The organism is Mannheimia pernigra (assembly GCF_013377995.1).
Taxonomy (GTDB): Bacteria; Pseudomonadota; Gammaproteobacteria; order Enterobacterales; family Pasteurellaceae; genus Mannheimia; species Mannheimia pernigra.
The window spans coordinates 1254578-1274867 of the sequence record NZ_CP055305.1; the positions used below are offsets into that span (position 1 = coordinate 1254578).

Sequence of the window (20290 nt, forward strand, 5' to 3'; positions counted from 1 at the left end):
ATTTGTCAATTATTTTGCAAATCCAACCGCTTGAATTATTTCAACAATCTTTGGCTATTCAGCACTACCGTAATAGAGGATAATGTCATCGCAATCGCAGCAATCATCGGGTTGAGTAGCCAACCAGTAAACGGATAAAGTACTCCTGCAGCGACAGGAATCGCAACGATATTGTAGAAAAAAGCACCAATCAAGCTCTGTTTCATATTTTGTAGCACACGTTTTGAGAAAGGGACGATTTGGATCACTGGCTCTAATCCGCTTTTCATTAGGGAAAGATCGGCGGTTTCCACCGCAATATCCGAGCCGTTGTGCATCGCAATACCAACATTCGCTTGGGCGATAGCTGGCGCATCGTTAATGCCATCGCCAATCATTACGACCTTTTTTCCTTCAGCCTGCAACTGACGAATTTTTTCGGCTTTTTGCTCTGGTAATACTTCAGCAATCACGCCATTTAAGCTCAACTCTTTAGCAAAATAGTCAGCCGTTTCTTGGCTATCGCCTGTCAGCATCAAGCATTGATAACCTTCAGCTTGGAACTGTTGGATTGTAGATTTTGCTTCAGGACGAAGTTGATCTTGCACCGAAATGCTACCAACGACCTCATCATTAACTGCAACATAAATAAGTGTGGCAGTACAAGCGGTGGTTTTTTCCCAAAAATTTACAAATAAGGCATTGCCGATTTTAATGTTATCTTCTCCCACTTTGCCTTGAATGCCTAATCCTTTTTCCACTTGAATTTCACTTACCTCGCAAGCGGTCTGATTTTTCGCATATTTTACAATCGCTTTCGCAATAGGGTGAGAGGTGTGTTGCTCTAAACTTTTGGCAAGAGCAATCAAATGATTTTTATCAAAATCATTGAATGTAATGACTTTCGTAACCTCCATTTGCCCTGTGGTAAGCGTGCCAGTTTTATCGAAAACTAAAGTATCAATTTCGCTCCCTGCTTGTAAGGCTTGAATATTTCTGACCAATACGCCAAATTCTGCCGCACGAGCTACACCCGCAATGGTGGAAAGCGGAATAGCTAATCCCAACGCACAAGGGCAAGCAATGATTAATATGGTGGTAAAAATAGAAAGTACAAAGGTGAAATCTTGCCCAACAAGAAGCCAAATCAAGGAGGCAAGTAAAGCGATAGAAACCACTACAGGCACAAACACAGCAGCGACTTTATCGACAAATTGAGCCAGTGGCGGCTTGCTACTTTGTGCGTGGCGAACGGCATTGATGACACGGGCGAGAGCGGTTTGAGAGCCGACTTGTTCGGCAATGTAAATGCCTGAACCATCTTGCACCAGCGTACCGGCTCGGATTTTATCGCCTATTTTTTTCTCAATCGGTAATGCTTCGCCTGTAAGCATTGATTCATCAACCCAAATTGAGCCGCTTGCTAAAATACCATCAACCGCTAGACGATCACCTGTTAAAGCTTGCACTCGCATTGCAGGCTTAATGCCTTTCGCTGGAATAGTTTTTGCAATATTTTCTTCAAAAATGACTGCTTGTTTCGGGGCGAGATCGAGTAATTTTTCCAATGCAAGGGAAGAGCGTTGTTTGGTTTTAAGTTCAAGATATTTCCCTAAATTGATAAAGCCGATAATCATCACACTCGCCTCAAAATAGATGTGAGCATTCGGTTGAGGAAACAGCATAAGCCAAAATGAATAAAGCCAAGCTATGCCAGTGCTGATGGCGACTAACACGTCCATATTCGCAGAGCGGTTTTTGAGTGCGCTATAAGCTCCGACAAAAAAATCCCTGCCTGAAAAATACATCGTAGCCAAACTGATTACCGCCCAGCCAAACCAAAGGAGGCGGTTATTTTCATCAATGATCATTCCTTTGTATAAGCCGAAAGCGATTAAACCAAATCCCACCAAAAGAGCCGTAATAAATTGGGCTAATTTAAGTTTTAATATACGTTGAGTTTGGGCTTGCTGCTTTTCTCTGCGGGCATCTTCGCTTTCTAAAATTTCTGCTCCAAAGCCGATTTTGGTCACAGCAGCGACTAATGCTTGGGGGGCGGCATTGCCTTGCACAAAAGCAGTATGATCGGCAAGATTAACCGAGGCGAATTCTACATTCTCCACTTTCAGCAAGATTTTTTCCACACGGCGAACGCAAGCCGCACAGTGCATACCATCAATTAAAAGTTGTTGTTCGTTTGAGTTTGTCATTTGTATGTAATGAATGTAGGGACACACTGCGTGCGTCCTAAAAAATGTAAAATTTTAGTGAAAATTGACCGCTTGTAGATAGATTTTGGGCGTATGCAATACGCCATACATACAGGTATAATTACGCTAATTTTGCTTCAAAACCAATATCTTCAACCGCAGCGATTAAGGTTTCAGCATTCGCAGATCCCTCTAGCACCGCCATTTGGTTTTCTAAGGTGACGCTAACTTGGCTCACACCTTCTACTTCGTTTAACGCTTTTTCGACACTTTTCACACAATTTCCGCAGTGCAAGCCATCAAGTTGTAATTTGATTGTCATCATTTTCTCCTATTATCATTATGCGTGTTAAAAATGCTAGTTGAACCGTCTTTTTTCAATAGTAAAACATCATATTTTTCTTTTACACCACGGTGTTTGGGCTGATCCATTCCTGGCGAACCAATTGGCATTTCAGGCACAATCAGCCCAGCCGCATCAGCTGGTTTTTCTTTTAATAAACGTTGGATATCTTCGGCAGGCACGTGTCCTTCAATAAGATAGCCATCTACCATTGCGGTATGGCAGGCTTGTAATTGGGGCTGTAAATTGAGCTTATTATGTATAATTTGGTTACCAGTATCGTTGGCTCTCACCTCAAAACCATTTTCTTTTAAATGGTCGATCCAAAAATTACAACAGCCACAGGTTGGGCTTTTCCACACTTCTACCGTAGATTGTGCATAAGCCAATGAAAATAAGGCTGTGGTTGCCCACAGACTGGCTGTTTTAAATAGTGTTGATTTCATCTCAAGCTCCTTATATCAAAACGTGACAAATTGAAGATTTATCTATATGCTAAACCCTAACCTTAGGTTAAAGTCAAGAGGGAAAAATGAATATCAGCCAAGCCGCCGAAAAAACAGGATTATCCACCAAACAAATTCGAGACTATGAAAAAGGCGGGCTGCTTCCTGCTCCAAGTCGTACACAATCGGGGTATCGTTTTTATAATGAAGCGGATTTAGATCGATTGTTTTTTATTGGTAATGCAAGAAAAGTGGGCTTCTCTCTTGCTCAAATTACCGCATTATTGAAATTAAATGACAATCCAAATCGCACCAGCCGAGAGGTAAAACAACTGACCGATCAACATATTGCGGAGCTGGAACAAAAAATCAATGACTTAAACGAAATGCTTAAATTACTCAGAAGCTGGAGTCGTACTTGTTGTGGCAACAACAGCCCTGAGTGTTCGATTTTAAATGGATTGAGAGATCATTGAGCTAAAAATGCAGTAAAATAGAATGACTTTAGTCTATAGGTAAAATTTATGACAAATAATCAAAAACGAACCTTATTTGCTTCACAATAAGGTGGACTCAATGATGACGTTTCTAAAAAATTGGCGGAGAGTGGAAGCTATAAATAGCTATACGAGCGGTCATATTTCACTAAATATTGCAAATTTTCGTGGAAACTAACCGCTTGTAAAATTATCATTTGTTTCCTTTTGCTCGATTATGGCTGATACACAACATTTCGCAGTTTTCTGCTCCAGTTAACCCTCCTTTACTCCAGGCACTAACGTGGTCGGCTTCCATCTCTTTTAATGTCCAAATTTTGGTTTTATTGTTATTATCGCTCACAGCACACAATGGGCAGTTAGAGTGATTGGCTACTTTGGCTTTTTCGGTTTGCTTGCTATAGGTATCTTTTTTTGTTTTGTCGTCAAAAATCCGAATATCTAGCAAACGTTTATCTGTCATTCCGCCCAATACATGTTCCCAAATACCTTTATGGTTTTTCACACAAGGGTCATCATACAAGCGGTCAATTTCAGCATTAATTTTGCTTAAATCATAAGCTTGCTTGCCATAATTTTCATAAAGTCTGCCCCATTCTAAACCACACATCTCTTTTTTAGCATCAAAGAATGTGGTATTTACCCAATCAATCACGGTAGTAAAGTAAGTTTTCAATTCAGCGATATTCTCATCAAAACGATGGCGACTCATATAATCACTGATATTTCCCTTGCTTACCCAATTTAACGCACAAGCCAAAAAATCTTGGCGAATAACTGAACCTTTCACAAATGCCGACCATTTTTGCACATTGGCATTTTGAGAATTGCTAAATTCTGCTTTAGCAAGGGTGACAAATGAGCCTGAATAAACAGCATTTAATAATTCTTGCTCATTGAGTGGTACGCCTGCGATATTAATGGTTTTAAACCACTCTTTAATTTCGCTTTCAGTGCCTTTGCATTCATAAATTAATAACGTGGTATTTAAAATGAATTGGCGTTTATCTTCAGGTAAACTGGAAAAATAACAAGGGATATTATTTTCATCTAAAACGGCAAATTTATTCGTAACAAATCGCCCAATACTGGTAATGCGTTGCTGACCGTCCAATACTTCAAATTTATCATCATCTGTTTGATTAAAATAAATCAAACCAAGTGGATAGCCTTTCAAAATAGAGTGAATAACCGCCACATCTTTTTTACCGTCCGCATAAATATAATTGCGTTGGTATTCGGGTTGAATGGTTAATTTACCGTTTAAACCAAATAAGCCTTTGCCTTCAAGTTCGTTATATTGAAAACCTTCGCATAACTTAGCAATTGTAATCTGAGTGTTTAATCTGGTTTTCATTGATTTTCTCCTTTTTTATGACGAATTAAAAGCCGTGAGTACATTCGTTGATTATTCAAATAACCTCTATCCAATTTTCCGTTCCAATTTGATTTTTTCAATTCTGGAAAACAGCCATCTTTTAATTGGAAATCGGATGCAACAATCTCAAACTGCTCTGGGCAATACTTATCCAAGAACGAGATCGGCACGCCCATAACTCCGTCAAAATCACTCGGTATTGCTTTGGTTTCAGGTACTTCAATTGCATTGTAATTATCGTATTGTTGATAGGCATTTTTACCGTCTAGTTTTTTATTGAATTTGAGATTATCCGTCATTGTCATTAATTGTAATGGTTGATGACGGCGACCGTGTTCTATATTGGTGAACCAGTGAATGCTTGCTACTCGAGTAACAAATAATCCTTTCGGAACAGCTATGCCTAATTTTTCAAATCTATCTAACTCTAGATATTCGCTATCACTTTCATACGGACTAAAAAAATGTGCACAACTTCTAGTAAATCCTTTCCCTAACCAAATTTTGTCATCTTTAATCAATGGGAAAACTTCTTTATAAGTAATCGCATTCATATTGCCAATAATCGCAAATTTCTTATCCGCTTCCATAATCCACGTAATAAATTCACGAAATAGAGAAAATGGCGGATTAGTAATAATGATATCGGCTTCATCTCGTAGGGCTTTAATTTCATCAGAGCGAAAATCGCCATCGCTTTTTAAATATTTCCACGCTAAATCGTGGTGATCGATTTTGCCGTCATTGTTTAGATCTTTGTCAAGCGTAAAAATCTTGCCTTTAAGTGGTGAAATTAGGGCATTAAATTGTGAATCTTCACTTTCAAATAAGCTTGGTTGGTAGGGGATATTGAGAGGTTTGCTACTATGAGCAAAGCTGGTACTGATTAATTTTTTTAAACCAAGTCTGGCAAAATTTTGTGCAAAATAAAGTGTAAAATTACTCCATTCAGGATCATCACAAGGCAACAAGATGGTTTTGCCACGAAATACATCAGGATCAAAATCAAGATAAGCATTCATCTCTTTCTCAATGTCGTGATATTGTGTGTAAAACTCGTCATTTTGGGCTTTTTTAGCGTTAGAAAGATTGCTATTTTTAGCATTATTATTCGACATTCCAACCTCCCAAGTTAAAAAAAGAGTTGGCAGGTTGGAATAAAGAGGTTAAATTATTTTGATTTGATTTGATTTGATTTGATTTGATTTGATTTGATTTGATTTGATTTGATTTGATTTGATTCATTTTTTATTCCTTAGTGAATAATTAGCGTTTTATTAATTATAAATTTTTTCATCAGAGAATCAATATCTTGGCGACAAGCGGTCTAATTTTCCTAAAACTTTGCAAAACAGGCTAAATTTTCTTAAAATTCAGCCTTATTTTATTTTGTAGCCTAAGAGAAAGAATAATGTCAGAAAAACGCTATGGGGCGGATGAAATTACCGTTCTAAAAGATCTTGAACCCGTGCAGCTTCGCCCAGGTATGTACACGGATACTGCACGCCCGAATCATTTGGGGCAGGAGGTAATTGATAACAGTGTGGACGAGGCGTTGTCAGGCTATGCTGATAAAATTGATGTGATTTTACACGCTGATAATTCGCTTGAGGTGATTGATAACGGGCGAGGAATGCCCGTAGATATTCACTCTACCGAAAAAATTTCGGGTGTTGAGCTGATTCTCACTAAATTGCACGCAGGTGGTAAATTTTCTAATAAAAACTATACGTTCTCTGGCGGTTTGCACGGGGTGGGGATTTCGGTGGTGAACGCCCTTTCCGAGCGTGTGGAAATTCAAATTAAGCGTGGCGGTGAGGTATATTCCATTGCGTTTGCCAATGGCGTGAAAGTGGAAGAGCTGACAGTGATAGGCACTTGCCCGAAAAAGCAGACCGGGACGACTGTTCGTTTTTATCCAAACCCGAAATATTTTGATAGCCCACGTTTTTCCGTGAGCCGTCTTCGCCATTTGTTGCGTGCCAAAGCGGTACTTTGCCCGAAGCTCACCATTAACTTCATTGATAAAATCAATAACACCGAAGAAACTTGGTACTACGAAGACGGTTTATCCGATTATTTAACCGAAGCCTTAAATGGCTATGAAACCGTGCCAAATCCACCATTTATTGGTGATGTAACCGCTGAAACGGAAGCAGTAAGTTGGGCTTTAACTTGGCTACCTGAAGGTGGTGAGTTAGTGGCGGAAAGTTATGTAAACCTTATTCCAACGGCACAAGGTGGCACACACGTTAATGGTTTGCGTAACGGCTTGCTTAAAGCAATGGTGGAGTTCTGCGAAATCCACAACCTATTGCCGAAAGGCGTGAAACTGACCGCGGATGATGTTTGGAACCGTTGTGCTTATGTGCTTTCACTCAAAATTCAAGAGCCACAATTTGCAGGGCAGACGAAAGAGCGTTTATCTTCTCGCCAAGCCTCAAGCTATGTGGATAACACTTTAAAAGATGCGTTTAGTTTATGGTTAAATCAAAATGTGCAAACCGGTAAATTGATCGCAGAAATGGCGATTAGTTCCGCCCAGAGCCGTTTGCGAGCAGCAAAAAAAGTGGTGCGTAAAAAATTAGTTAGCGGACCAGCTCTTCCTGGTAAATTAGCGGATTGTACCGCTCAAGATTTAAGCCGTACCGAACTTTTTTTGGTGGAGGGGGATTCTGCCGGTGGTTCAGCCAAGCAAGCACGTGATAAAGAGTATCAAGCTATTTTGCCACTGCGAGGTAAAATTTTAAATACTTGGGAAGTGTCATCCGATCAAGTGTTAGCTTCGCAAGAGGTTCACGATATTGCAATTGCATTAGGAATTGATCCAGATAGCGATAATTTAGAGGAATTACGTTACGGCAAAGTCTGTATTCTTGCGGATGCAGATTCAGACGGCTTACACATCGCAACACTGTTGTGTGCCTTGTTCCTTCGCCACTTCCCGAAATTGGTGAAAAATGGGCACGTTTATGTAGCAATGCCACCACTTTATCGTATTGATATTGGCAAAGATGAAGTGCATTATGCCTTGGATGAAAGTGAAAAAGAGGCAATTCTTGCCCGACTTACCAAGAAAAAAGGCAAGCCGAATGTGCAACGTTTTAAAGGGTTGGGTGAGATGAATCCAAGCCAGCTACGTGAAACCACGATGGATCCAAGCACACGCCGTTTAGTGCGATTAATTTTTGATGAAGCGGTTGATGTGGAGGACGGTGAAGTCAGCACCTTTGAGATTATGGATATGTTACTTGGCAAAAAACGAGCGGAAGATCGTAAGCAATGGCTGCAAAATCGAGGCGATGAAGCGGATCTTGCGGTGTAACAAGCGGTTGAATTTTCATCATAATTTGCAAATAGGCATAGTGTTTTTTGCACTATGCCTATTTTATGTTTTACGCATTCTTTTTCTTGAGCTTATCCCACATTTTATCTTCTTGCCCACGCCACAATCGTTGAATATTATCGTGATGACGATAAACCAATAAACAGCAGACTAAGGCAACAGGGAAAGTAAATTGTGGCTCAAACCACCAAATATAAAATGGCACGATTAAGGCAGTCAGTACCGCACTTAACGAGGAGTAGCCAGAGATGAGAAAAACCAAAAGCCAAGTACCAATCGCTCCACCTACTACTACAAAACTTAATGCAGAAATCGCACCTAAGGCGGTGGCAACGCCCTTTCCACCTTTAAATTGAAAGAAAATGGGAAAAATATGCCCAAGACAAACAGCTAATGCGATAAACCCAAGAGCTGAAGGCGATAAGTTAAAAGACACGCCAATTGCTACGGGCAATGTGCCTTTTAAAATATCAAAAAGCAATACGCCCAAAGCGGCACTTTTTCCGCCGATTCGTAACACATTAGTTGCCCCAGCGTTGTGTGAGCCAACTTCTCTTGGATCAGCTAAACCTGCAAGTTTACAGAAAATCACAGCACTTGAAATTGAGCCTAGCAAATAGGCAATCAATATCAATAAATAGGGAATTAGAATCATAAATTTTCCTGATTAAATTTATCTTGTGCTATATTTTACAGAAATTCAAAAAATATAATAGGACGAAAAATGAGTGATAAAGTTTTTATTCGAGAGTTAATTGCTTTTGCTTCTATTGGTGCTTACGATTGGGAGCATACCATCAAACAGCGTTTAGTGTTTAATATTGATATGGCGTGGGATTTTTCTAAAGCAGCTGCAGCCGATGATGTGCAATATTGTTTAAATTATGCAGAAGTGTCTGAAAAAGTGCTACATTTTGTGGAATCTCAATCTTTCAAGTTAGTTGAAACCGTGGCACATCAAGTAGCAGCATTATTGCAAAAAGAGTATCAACTTTCTTGGATTCGGATTGAATTGCACAAACCTAAGGCAGTAGCACAAGCCAGTAGTGTTGGCGTGATTGTAGAACGGGGTCATCAATAAGACTCAATAAAGCATTTTATTTAATTTTTATATACCAATTTATAGCTGAGTTGATTTACACTCTATAGATCAAAAGAAAGGAGCTAGTATGTTTCGTACAGACATTTTAGAGCGTTTTGAACAGTTGATGTCAGAAAAAAATTGTGAAATCACAAACGCTATTATTGAGCAATTAATCAGACAAGATTTTCACGGGCAGCTATCTTATGGTGTTGTTGATGAGCTCTGTGAAAAATTTAAACGTTCTCGAATTGAATTAGCCTTGTTTTGCATTTTGATTGCAGCTTGCTATGCTGTGACACCCGTCTCTCATTTTAATGTAGGGGCAGTTGCTGTTGGTAAACGAGGCGATTTCTATTTTGGTGCAAATCAAGAATTTTCGGGAGAGTGTATGCAACAATCTGTTCATGCAGAGCAGAGTGCAATTTCTCACGCCTGGCTTGCTGGCGAAACTTTGATTACAGATGTGGTGGTAAATTACACCCCTTGTGGACATTGCCGCCAATTTATGAATGAACTGAACGGAGCCGCTAATCTAAAAGTGCATTTACCGCATAGCCAAGACAATTTATTGCAAAGCTATCTACCAGATAGTTTTGGGCCGAAGAATTTAGGCATTGAAAAAGTATTATTTGATGATCAACCACAACAATTTGACGTGACAGGCGATAAACTACAACAAGCCGCGATTGTCGCAGCTAACACATCTTACGCCCCTTATAGCAAATCCTTTAGCGGTATTGCACTACAGGTAGGTGAACGGATTATTTGTGGAAAATATGCTGAAAATGCAGCCTTTAATCCAACCTTTTTACCACTTCAAAGTGCATTAAATTACCGTCTCTTTTTAGGGCTTGCTGATGTGCCTGTAGAGCGAATTGTACTTGCAGAAGCAAAAGGCTCATTAAGTAGCTTTGCTATGACACAAGCATTAGCAACATCGCTATTTGGTGTAGATATTGAATATATTTCATTACAAGCGGTATGATTTTAATAATTTTTTCTTGATTCAATAGCAGAACTTGCAATTCAAATAGCAATAAAAAGCCCTTCATTAATGTGAATATTAACGAAGGGCAACATTTGCTAATTTTTAGGGAAAAATGACCGCTTGTTTTCCCTTCTATTGTACGGCAACAATACGCCCATTTTGATAATCCACGGTGACAGGTTTATTTGGTAATAATTTACCGCTTAGAATCTGTTGTGCGAGCGGATTTTCAAGTTCTTGTTGAACCGCACGTTTAAGTGGTCTTGCTCCAAATAATGGATCAAACCCTGCATTTCCGATATGATCTAACGCTTTATCAGTCACGATTAGGTTATAACCACGCTCTGCCAAGCGAGTAATTAAGCGTTGTAGCTGAATTTTTGCAATTGAACGAATATGATCTTGTTCTAACGAGTGGAACATTACCGTTTCATCAATGCGGTTGATAAATTCAGGACGGAAGTGGTGCCCTACAATCTCCATTACCATCGCTTTTACCGCATCATAGCCTTTGTCCGCATTTTCTTGAATAAGATGTGACCCTAAATTTGAAGTCATAATCACAACCGTATTACGGAAATCGACGGTTCTGCCTTGGCCATCTGTTAAGCGTCCATCATCGAGTACTTGCAAGAGAATGTTGAACACATCAGGGTGTGCTTTTTCCACTTCATCAAGTAATACGACAGAATATGGACGACGGCGAATGGCTTCAGTTAAATAGCCGCCTTCTTCATATCCTACATAGCCTGGAGGTGCCCCCACTAAGCGAGATACACTGTGTTTTTCCATAAACTCAGACATATCAATACGTACCATTGCATCTGGGTCATCAAACAAAAAGTTAGCTAATGTTTTGCTCAATTCCGTTTTCCCCACACCAGTTGGGCCTAAGAATAAGAACGAACCAATCGGTTTATTTGGATCTGAAAGCCCTGCACGGTTACGGCGAATCGCATTGGAAACCGCTTCGACTGCTTCATTTTGACCGATCACACGAGCGTGTAGTACTTCCTCCATTCTAAGCAGTTTTTCTTTCTCGCCTTCCATCATTTTAGACACAGGAATGCCCGTTGCTTTTGAAAGCACTTCAGCAATTTCTTCTTCAGTGACTTTAGTACGAAGTAGCTGCATTTCTGCATTTTTTTCACCATTTTCGACCGCTTGTAGCTGTTTTTCTAAGTTGGGAATCACACCATATTGCAATTCAGACATTTTCTCGAAATTATTTTCACGGCGAGCTTGATCCATTGCAATGCGAGCATTTTCCAACTCTTCTTTAATATGTTGCGTACCAAGCAGAGCTGATTTTTCTGCTTTCCAAATTTCTTCTAGCTCGGAATATTCACGCTCTTTGACCGCTATCTCTTCGTCTAATTTGGCTAAACGCTGGCGACTGGCTTCATCTTCCTCTTTTTGTAATGCTTGGCGTTCTAATTTTAGCTGAATAATACGGCGTTCTAGTTTATCCAAAGGCTCAGGTTTAGAATCGATCTCCATACGCAAACTTGAAGCAGCTTCATCGATCAAGTCAATTGCTTTATCGGGTAATTGACGATCAGAAACATAACGATGCGAAAGCGTTGCAGCTGCCACGATAGCTGGATCGGTAATTTGAACGTGGTGATGGATTTCATAACGCTCTTTTAATCCACGCAAAATCGCAATCGTATCTTCCACTGTTGGCTCATCAACCAATACTTTTTGGAAGCGACGCTCAAGGGCCGCATCTTTTTCAATGTATTGACGGTACTCATCAAGCGTTGTTGCGCCAACGCAATGTAGCTCGCCACGAGCAAGGCTTGGTTTGAGTAAGTTTCCCGCATCCATTGCACCGTCAGTTTTACCTGCACCCACCATTGTGTGAATTTCATCAATAAAGAGAATAACTTGTCCTTCTTCTTTGGCAAGTTCGTTTAACACTGCTTTTAAACGCTCTTCAAATTCACCACGATATTTTGCACCAGCAATTAATGCACCCATATCAAGAGAAAGCACTCGCTTATTTTTCAGCCCCTCAGGTACTTCGCCATTTACTATGCGTTGGGCTAAACCTTCTACAATGGCGGTTTTACCTACTCCTGGCTCGCCAATAAGTACAGGGTTGTTTTTGGTACGGCGTTGCAACACTTGAACTGCTCGACGGATCTCTTCATCACGCCCGATGACAGGATCTAATTTGCCTGCTTTTGCACGTTCGGTTAAATCGATCGTATATTTTTTCAATGCTTGGCGGGTTTCTTCCGCATTTTGATTATTCACGTTTTCTCCTCCTCGAATTTGGCTGATTGCTTGTGTGAGTTTTTCTTTGCTTAAGCCAAATTTTTTCCATAATTTGCCTAAATCACCGTTATCTTCAAGTGATGCGAGAACAAACAATTCAGATGAAATAAAACTATCACCAAATTGTTGTGCCAGCTTATCAGATTGATTTAATAGTCTAACTAACTGTTGGGAAGCTTGAGTGTTACCCCCTTGAACTTGCGGTAAGCGGTCTAAAATGTCTTGTAATTCACGAGTTAAGGTCTGAACATTTATATTTAGTGTAGTAAATAGTGGTGCAATAGAGCCACCTTCTTGTTTTAGTAAAGCATACAGTAAATGAGCAGGCTCAATATAAGGATTATCTTTTCCTACCGCGAGTGATTGAGATTCTGCTAACGCTTCTTGTAGTTTAGTTGTCATTTTTTCAAAATTCATATTTACTCCAAATCTGTTTTTATTATTTATGATAATTAAGCTATTGGGCTGGCTTAATGTTTTACGAAAATATAAATGGTGTTTGTCAAGCCCTTTTCAAGTGAAAATGTGAAAAAGATCACAAAATTAAGAATTAATGCAAAGATTACCCTGAATTTTGCAATATTTTTGCGAAACGTTACCGCTTGTAAAAAGATTACCGCTTACTTAAAAATTCAAGTAGAATGAATCCATTTACTTAAAAACACAACAGAAAAAATTTGGAGAAGATTATGCCTATTTTACGTTCTGCGACTTCAACGCAAGGTCGCAATATGGCAGGTGCTCGAGCTTTGTGGCGAGCAACAGGAATGAAAGAGGGAGACTTCGGTAAGCCTATTATTGCCGTAGTGAATTCTTTTACTCAGTTCGTTCCTGGCCACGTTCATTTAAAAGATATGGGGCAGTTGGTTGCCGCTGAAATTGAAAAGGCAGGTGCGGTCGCGAAAGAATTTAATACAATTGCGGTGGACGACGGTATTGCAATGGGGCACGGCGGTATGCTTTATTCATTGCCAAGCCGTGATTTGATTGCAGACAGTGTGGAATATATGGTAAATGCTCACTGTGCTGATGCGATGGTATGTATTTCTAATTGTGACAAAATTACCCCAGGAATGTTAATGGCGGCAATGCGTTTGAATATTCCTACCATTTTTGTTTCAGGTGGTCCAATGGAGGCGGGTAAAACGAAGCTTTCTAACCAATTAATCCGTTTGGATTTAGTTGATGCGATGATTGAAAGTGCAGATCCGAGCGTATCGGATGAGCGTATTGATTCCATTGAAAAAAGTGCTTGTCCAACCTGCGGTTCTTGCTCGGGAATGTTCACTGCAAACTCAATGAATTGCTTAACTGAAGCATTAGGTTTGAGCTTACCTGGAAATGGTTCAATGCTTGCTACCCACGCAGATCGTAAAGCGTTATTCCTAAAAGCAGGGCGTGAAATTGTGGCACTTTGTCGTAAATATTACCAAGAAGATGATTACAGCGTATTGCCTCGCTCTATTGCAAGTTTTGAAGCTTTTGAAAATGCAATGAGCTTAGATATTGCAATGGGTGGCTCAAGTAATACCGTGCTTCACTTATTGGCAACGGCACAAGAAGCCGGGGTAGATTTCAAAATGGAAGATATTGATCGCTTATCTCGTATTGTTCCCTGCTTGAGTAAAATTGCACCAAATACCAATAAATATCATATGGAAGATGTTCACCGTGCAGGTGGTATTATGGGCTTATTGGGCGAATTAGACCGTGGAGGATTAATTCATCGCCATACTAAAACAGTATTAGGTTTGACAATCGAAGAACAATTAAATCAATATGATATTATGCGAAATAAAGATCCAGAATTGCATAAATTCTTCCGTGCTGGCCCTGCGGGTATTCGCACCACCAAAGCATTTTCACAAGATTGCCGTTGGGATACCGTTGATGATGATCGTGAAAACGGTTGTATTCACAGTGTTGAAAATGCGGTCACTAAAGAGGGTGGTTTAGCGGTATTATTCGGCAATATTGCTGAAGATGGCTGTATTGTCAAAACCGCTGGTGTGGATGAATCTATCTGGACATTTACTGGTACAGCTATTGTATTTGAGAGCCAAGAAGATGCTGTTGCAGGCATTTTAGGTGGAGAGGTAAAAGAAGGGCATATTGTAATTATTCGTTACGAAGGTCCGAAAGGTGGGCCTGGTATGCAAGAGATGCTTTATCCAACCAGTTATTTAAAATCAATGGGCTTAGGTAAAAAATGTGCGTTATTAACTGATGGACGTTTCTCTGGGGGGACATCAGGTTTATCTATTGGACACGCCTCGCCAGAAGCTGCATCAGGTGGTGCAATAGCGTTGATTAACAATGGCGATACGGTATCCATCGACATTCCAAACCGTTCAATCAACTTGATGATTTCAGACGAAGAATTGGCGGCTCGCCGTGAAAATATGGAATCTCGTGGCGAGGATGCTTGGAAGCCAGTTAATCGTGAACGTGAAGTATCATTTGCGTTGAAAGTATTTGGGCATTTTGCAACCTCTGCCGACAAAGGAGCCGTACGCGATAAATCATTATTGAAATAAATAATGTTATAAAACAAGCTTCAATTTTTAAGATTGAAGCTTGTCTATGGCAAAGATTTATGGCGAAGATGAATTTTAAGCAAAATAAGCTATTTTTTTCCATTCGCCTGTTCTTCTGCTTTTTTCCGTCTAATTTCTTTGGGATCAGCAATTAAGGGGCGGTAGATTTCAATTCTATCGCCATCATCTACTGTTTCATTCAATTTTGCAGGGCGACTAAAAATCCCCACTTTGTTTTCTCGCAAATCAATTTCAGTGTATTTTTCTAATATACCCGAAAGCAAAATAATATTTTGAATGGTGGTATTTTGTGGCACTTGTAGTTTTTTCAAAAAAAACTTATCGGGGTAAGCATACACGACTTCTACATTAATTTTCTGTTCTTCTTTTTGTACGCCTAAATCAGACACTATATACCTCTCTCGCTCGTTGTTTAAACGCATTTACCATTTTTAACGTCATTTCATTGAATATTTTGCCAAATACCAATGCCACAAGGGGGCTTGAAAATTCAAAATTTAGCTCCAAGGTGATTTTACAACTTTGCTCATCAAACGGAGTGAATGTCCAAGCTCCGTGTAAATGACGGAAAGGCCCCTCAAGTAATGTCATTTCAATTTTATGTGGCGGGGTCATTTTATTGTGTGTACTGAACGTTTGGCTAATGCCTAGCTTTTGGATATGCAATTCAGCCTTCAGCTCATTTTCGCCAGTGCCCAGCGTTTTGGAGCCAACACACCCCGACAAAAATTCAGGGTATTTTTCATAATTATTGACGAGCTGATACATTTGCTCAGCACTGTAAGGCACTAAGGCAGATTGATTTACGATTGGCATAATTTCTTTAATAAATTAACAAGCGGTTGGATTTTACCAAAATTTTGCAAATCTATAAAGAAACGCTTTTGACTTGTAGATAGACGGTTTGCCCTTTTGAAATGGCCAGTTCCTCAAAAGACCACAAGCTAATCGTACTCCAAATTTGTTGATTTTCGACATTGATCTGTATATCCACTTTATTTGAGTGATGCTCAATTTGGCATACGATGCCTTTTAATATATTACGAATAGAACTTTGTGCTGGCTTTTCAATGCTTAGCGAAACATTAGCACTTGCAATAGTCACACGCAATTTTTCACCTAGGCGGTAGTGAGGGATTTCGTTAATCCATAATATCTGGCCATTGAGATCAAGCCCCAGCATTTTATAGCGAGTTTGATGTTCTTTAATAGGCAGCTCAAGCAGGCTAATACGTTGATTATTTGGCTGCCAAGCTTCAAATGCAGGGCTTTGCCAAACATTGACAACAGTATTAAAGGCGGTCACTTTGCCGTTTTCAAGCAATACTAAATTATCCGCCAGCCGCACGATTTCATCGAGGCTATGGCTAACGTATAAAATCGGGATTTCAAGTGTAGTGGCAAGCTGGCTTAAATAATCTAAAAGCTCTTGTTTACGAGGCAGATCAAGAGCAGATAAAGGCTCATCCATCAATAAAATATCTGGAGAACTTAATAACGCACGTCCAATTGCTACACGCTGTTTTTCACCGCCAGATAGGCTGGCAGGGTAGCGATCTAACAAATGAGAAATGCCTAAAAGCTCGACAATTTGCAAAAAATCGGCAGAATTTGACCGCTTGCAACCGTATTTGAGGTTTTTCTCCACCGAATAATGAGGAAAAAGTCGATGTTCTTGGAATACATAACCAATATGGCGTTTTTCAGGCGGAAGATTTATGCCTTTTTGGCTGTCAAACAGCGTACGTCCGTTTAATTCAATCAGCCCAGATTGTGCCGTAGAAAGCCCCGCAATTAAATTAATCAGGCTAGATTTACCCGCCCCCGAACGACCGAAAATAGCAGTAACGCCTTTTGCTGGAAGAGTGAGATTAATGTTCAGCTCAAAGTTACTGAGTTGTTGGGTAAGATTAAGTTTTAGCATAACGTTTTTGCCTTTCCGCTAACCATTCGGAACAGAATAGGGCGATAAGTGAAATGACGATTGCCACCATACAAAGCCGAGCAGCTGCCATTTCGCCATCTGGGGTTTCGATAAAGGTAAACAGGGCAGCTGGAATGGTTTGGGTTTGGTTTGGAATGTTGGACACAAAGGTAATGGTTGCCCCAAATTCACCCAACGAGCGAGCAAAACCTAACACCGTGCCAGCCACAATACCCGAGAATGAAAGCGGTAGCGTGAGGGTGAAAAAGACGTTGAGCGGTGTTGCCCCCAAGGTGCGGGCAGCTTGTTCCAGTTTAGGATCAACTGAATCAAACGCTAAGCGAATAGAACGCACCATTAGCGGAAATGCCATCACCATTGAGGCAAGCACCGCTCCCTTCCAAGAAAAACTAAAGCTAACATTAAACCACTCCCACAGGTATTGTCCGATTACTCCTCGTTTCGCCATCGAGATAAGCAATAAATAGCCAATAACAACAGGAGGCAAAACTAGGGGAAGATGCACAATGCCGTTTAAGAGATTTTTACCCCAAAATTGTTTGCGAGAAAGCAACCAAGCCACCCACACGGCAAGTGGCAGGGCAAGCATCACTGCAATGGAGGCAACTTTTAGGCTGAGAACAATCGCATTGAGTTCTTGTGGGGTAAAATCAAACATCACTCAATCAGTTTAAATCCAGCGGCTTCAAATCGGGCTTTGGCTTCTGGTGTTTGTAGAAAATCTAAAAATTTTATGGCAGATTGTTTTTCACTCACCACCGCGGCAGGGTAAACAATCTCGCCATAGCTTTCAGGTGAGAAAATAGCAACGACTTTCACTTTATCAGACGCTTTTGCATCCGTTGCATACACAATGCCTAATGGCGATTCGCCACGTTCAACAAAGGAGAGCGCATCTCGCACATTTTTTGCACGAGCTAATTTGGGCTCAACCGTTTCCCATAAATTATAGTAAGTTAAAGCTTTTTGGGCGTATCTGCCTGCTGGAACGTGGGAAGGATCGCCCACAGATAAATAGCTGTTTGCTAATTCTTTGGTAAAATCGACCGCTTGTATGCTATTGGCTTGAATTTCACTCTCTTTCGGGGCAACTAAAACGAGGGCATTTTTGATGATATTGGTTCTGTTTTTAATTTTAGCAGGTTGTTTTTTGGCAAGATAATCCAGCCATTTTAGATCAGCAGAAATAAAAACATCTGCTGGTGCATCTTGTTCAATTTGTTTGGCTAATGCGGAAGAGGAGGAAAAAGAAAAGGTTACTTTATCTTCAGGATATTGTCGCTCAAAATCTTGATTAATTTCCTGCAATACGTTTGTCATTGAAGCTGCGGCAAAAACAGTTATGTTCTCCGCCCACGCTGAAGTTGAGGCAAGGGCGAATAAAGCGGAAATAGTGAGTTTTTTGAGTTTGTTCATTTGGTTTTTCTCCTTTTTCCCCCGCACGGCAAGCCATAAAGGGTTAAGCATAATTCAGCCCCTCTAGGGCTTCGTAATTTAGAGTGGCAGAGCCACTCATCTATGCGTAACCTGGTTACGCACTTGTGCGTGCCAGGCACATATCTAAGACCTTAGCCCAATCCCTCGTTGAATTAAAGAATAAGCTACACTATATAGCACCACACATAATGCAATGAGTACTGCAAATGTATAAATCAAATGCACATCGCTAATACCAAGAAAGCCGTATCTTAAGCCATTAATCATATACACAATCGGGTTGAATTTTGACACTGTTTGCCAAAATTCAGGCAGTAGCGAGATAGAATAAAACACGCCACCTAAATAAGTAAGAGGCGTAAGTACAAAGGTTGGAATGATCCCTATATCATCAAAAGATTTAGCAAAAACCGCATTAATCAAGCCACCTAATGCAAAGGCAATAATGGTTAAAAAGAGCGTTAAAATAATGACGCTAACGCAATAGATATCAAGTCTGACGAAAATCATCGCCACACACATTACTAATAGGGCGGCTAAACTTGCTCGTAGGATACTGCCTAACACATAGCCCCAAATAATATTATGAGTGGAAAGGGGCGAAATCAGTAGCTCTTCAAAATCACGAGTGAATTTGCTTAAAAAGAAAGATGAGGCGGTATTCACATAAGAGGCGGTAATTGCTGTCATCATAATTAAGCCAGGAGCGATAAATTCCATATAGCCTATACCGTTCATTTCCCCAATACGTCCGCCGATTAATTTACCAAAAATCAAAAAATATAGCGTAGTGGTGATAACTGGTGGCACAATGGTTTGTCGCCAAATTCGTAGAATACGGCGACATTCTTTGCAAGCTAAGGTATAAAATCCGATAAAATTCATTTTATTGAGCCATATTGATAAAAAGTTCTTCCAAGCGATTAGATTTGTTACGCATACTTAATACTTCTGCTCCTTGCTCAGCAATTTGCAAGAAGAGATGAGTGAGCCCTTGCTGGCGTTTTACATTCACTTCAAGGGTATTTTCATCTAGCCACTTATGTGGATAATGTTGAATAACAAGCGGTTGATTTTTATCAGAATTTTGCAAATCTAACACAAAAACCTCACTTTCTAATTTTGTAAGCAGAGCCTTCATTGAGGTATTTTCAATGAGTTCACCATTTTGAATAATACCGATATGACGGCACAGGATTTCAGCTTCTTCCAAGTAGTGCGTAGTAAGAATAATGGTTGTGCCTTGATTATTCAGATCTCGTAGGAAATCCCATAATGAACGGCGAAGTTCAATATCTACACCTGCTGTTGGTTCATCTAAAATCAACAGTTTTGGATTGTGCATTAAAGCTCTGGCAATCATCACTCGACGTTTCATTCCCCCTGAAAGTTCACGGGTAAGATGAGTTCGTTTTTCCCATAAATCGAGTAATTTTAGCCACTTTTCTGCCCGTATTAATGCTTCTTTATGAGCAATACCGTAGAAGCCAGCCTGCTGCACCAACACATCAATAACTTTTTCAAATTGATTAAAATTAAACTCTTGTGGTACTAAGCCAATTTGGTGTTTTAGTTGCACTTTTTGCGTATCTAAATCGTAGCCAAAGACTTTCACGCTCCCACTTGTTTTATTCACAAGTGAGCTGATAATGCCAATAGTTGTGGATTTTCCTGCACCGTTATGTCCTAACAAGGCGTAGAAATCGCCTTGTTCAACCACAAGGTTGATCCCTTTTACCGCTTTTATGCCAGTTGGATAGGTTTTAACAAGGTTGATTAATTCTAATGCTTTCATC

At 40.1% G+C, this 20290-nt stretch carries 20 protein-coding genes; 5 read left to right on the plus strand and 15 right to left on the minus strand.

Features of this window, described 5'->3' with window-relative positions; genetic code table 11:
• Positions 1–35 precede the first annotated feature (35 nt).
• From HV560_RS06095 to HV560_RS06105, 3 genes are all read right to left on the minus strand, one after another.
• Complete coding sequence (locus HV560_RS06095; protein ID WP_176812400.1) at positions 36–2189, minus strand: heavy metal translocating P-type ATPase; 2154 nt, start codon at positions 2187–2189, stop codon at positions 36–38.
• A 121-nt stretch (positions 2190–2310) separates the two neighbouring features.
• A complete protein-coding gene (locus tag HV560_RS06100) occupies positions 2311–2511 on the minus strand; it encodes a heavy-metal-associated domain-containing protein (RefSeq protein WP_176809002.1) in 201 nt (66 codons plus the stop codon).
• A complete protein-coding gene (locus tag HV560_RS06105; protein ID WP_176809792.1) occupies positions 2511–2978 on the minus strand; it encodes a DUF411 domain-containing protein in 468 nt (155 codons plus the stop codon). Before HV560_RS06105 ends, HV560_RS06100 begins: the two co-directional genes overlap by 1 nt.
• Before the next feature lie 86 nt (positions 2979–3064).
• Between HV560_RS06105 and HV560_RS06110 the strand changes: the two genes are divergently transcribed.
• Positions 3065–3454, plus strand: a complete 390-nt coding sequence (locus tag HV560_RS06110; protein WP_176808139.1) for a Cu(I)-responsive transcriptional regulator — start codon at positions 3065–3067, stop codon at positions 3452–3454.
• A gap of 214 nt (positions 3455–3668) precedes the next feature.
• Here HV560_RS06110 and HV560_RS06115 read toward each other — a convergent pair whose 3' ends face one another.
• From HV560_RS06115 to HV560_RS06125, 3 genes are read right to left on the minus strand one after another with little or no spacing between them, the layout of a single operon-like run.
• The gene (locus HV560_RS06115) at positions 3669–4832 is read right to left on the minus strand and encodes an HNH endonuclease family protein (RefSeq protein WP_176812401.1); all 1164 of its coding nucleotides are present in this window, start codon (positions 4830–4832) and stop codon (positions 3669–3671) included.
• The gene (locus tag HV560_RS06120; RefSeq protein ID WP_176812402.1) at positions 4829–5971 is read right to left on the minus strand and encodes an adenine-specific methyltransferase EcoRI family protein; all 1143 of its coding nucleotides are present in this window, start codon (positions 5969–5971) and stop codon (positions 4829–4831) included. Before HV560_RS06120 ends, HV560_RS06115 begins: the two co-directional genes overlap by 4 nt.
• Entirely contained in the window at positions 5961–6098 is a 138-nt protein-coding gene (locus tag HV560_RS06125; RefSeq protein WP_176812403.1) for a hypothetical protein, read from the minus strand. Before HV560_RS06125 ends, HV560_RS06120 begins: the two co-directional genes overlap by 11 nt.
• Before the next feature lie 166 nt (positions 6099–6264).
• Between HV560_RS06125 and parE the strand changes: the two genes are divergently transcribed.
• Positions 6265–8178 carry a DNA topoisomerase IV subunit B gene (gene parE / locus HV560_RS06130; protein WP_176809794.1) on the plus strand — a complete coding sequence of 638 codons (1914 nt, stop codon included), beginning with the start codon at positions 6265–6267 and terminating at the stop codon, positions 8176–8178.
• 70 nt (positions 8179–8248) lie between these two features.
• Here the strand turns inward: parE and plsY are convergent, their stop codons facing one another.
• Positions 8249–8854: a glycerol-3-phosphate 1-O-acyltransferase PlsY gene (plsY, locus tag HV560_RS06135; protein WP_176812404.1), complete on the minus strand. Its 606-nt coding sequence runs from the start codon at positions 8852–8854 to the stop codon at positions 8249–8251.
• Positions 8855–8923: 69 nt separating this feature from the next.
• Here plsY and folB point away from each other — a divergent pair, with 69 nt between their 5' ends.
• On the plus strand, positions 8924–9280 hold the full coding sequence (folB, locus tag HV560_RS06140) for a dihydroneopterin aldolase (RefSeq protein WP_176808144.1): 357 nt from the start codon (positions 8924–8926) through the stop codon (positions 9278–9280).
• 88 nt (positions 9281–9368) lie between these two features.
• On the plus strand, positions 9369–10268 hold the full coding sequence (cdd, locus tag HV560_RS06145) for a cytidine deaminase (protein WP_176808145.1): 900 nt from the start codon (positions 9369–9371) through the stop codon (positions 10266–10268).
• A 135-nt stretch (positions 10269–10403) separates the two neighbouring features.
• Here the strand turns inward: cdd and clpB are convergent, their stop codons facing one another.
• Positions 10404–12971, minus strand: coding sequence for an ATP-dependent chaperone ClpB (clpB, locus tag HV560_RS06150; RefSeq protein WP_176812405.1), 2568 nt, complete (start codon positions 12969–12971; stop codon positions 10404–10406).
• Positions 12972–13243: 272 nt separating this feature from the next.
• Between clpB and ilvD the strand changes: the two genes are divergently transcribed.
• Complete coding sequence (ilvD, locus tag HV560_RS06155) at positions 13244–15091, plus strand: dihydroxy-acid dehydratase (RefSeq protein ID WP_176812406.1); 1848 nt, start codon at positions 13244–13246, stop codon at positions 15089–15091.
• Between the two features lie 89 nt (positions 15092–15180).
• On the opposite strand, the gene HV560_RS06160 is transcribed toward ilvD, so the two are convergent.
• The 7 genes from HV560_RS06160 to HV560_RS06190 all read right to left on the minus strand — a co-directional run bounded on the left by HV560_RS06160 (position 15181) and on the right by HV560_RS06190 (position 20289).
• Positions 15181–15534 carry an RnfH family protein gene (locus tag HV560_RS06160; protein ID WP_176808148.1) on the minus strand — a complete coding sequence of 118 codons (354 nt, stop codon included), beginning with the start codon at positions 15532–15534 and terminating at the stop codon, positions 15181–15183.
• Positions 15494–15928 (minus strand): type II toxin-antitoxin system RatA family toxin, encoded by a 435-nt coding sequence (locus HV560_RS06165; RefSeq protein WP_176808149.1) that lies wholly within the window; start codon positions 15926–15928, stop codon positions 15494–15496. Before HV560_RS06165 ends, HV560_RS06160 begins: the two co-directional genes overlap by 41 nt.
• 52 nt (positions 15929–15980) lie before the next feature.
• The gene (gene modC, locus HV560_RS06170) at positions 15981–17036 is read right to left on the minus strand and encodes a molybdenum ABC transporter ATP-binding protein ModC (RefSeq protein WP_176812407.1); all 1056 of its coding nucleotides are present in this window, start codon (positions 17034–17036) and stop codon (positions 15981–15983) included.
• On the minus strand, positions 17023–17715 hold the full coding sequence (gene modB, locus HV560_RS06175; RefSeq protein ID WP_176808151.1) for a molybdate ABC transporter permease subunit: 693 nt from the start codon (positions 17713–17715) through the stop codon (positions 17023–17025). The genes modC and modB overlap by 14 nt, the downstream gene beginning before the upstream one ends.
• Positions 17715–18473, minus strand: a complete 759-nt coding sequence (gene modA / locus HV560_RS06180) for a molybdate ABC transporter substrate-binding protein (protein ID WP_176812408.1) — start codon at positions 18471–18473, stop codon at positions 17715–17717. Before modA ends, modB begins: the two co-directional genes overlap by 1 nt.
• Positions 18474–18617: 144 nt before the next feature.
• Entirely contained in the window at positions 18618–19379 is a 762-nt protein-coding gene (locus tag HV560_RS06185; RefSeq protein ID WP_159629454.1) for an ABC transporter permease, read from the minus strand.
• Position 19380: 1 nt separating this feature from the next.
• Complete coding sequence (locus HV560_RS06190) at positions 19381–20289, minus strand: ABC transporter ATP-binding protein (protein ID WP_176809003.1); 909 nt, start codon at positions 20287–20289, stop codon at positions 19381–19383.
• Position 20290 lies beyond the last annotated feature (1 nt).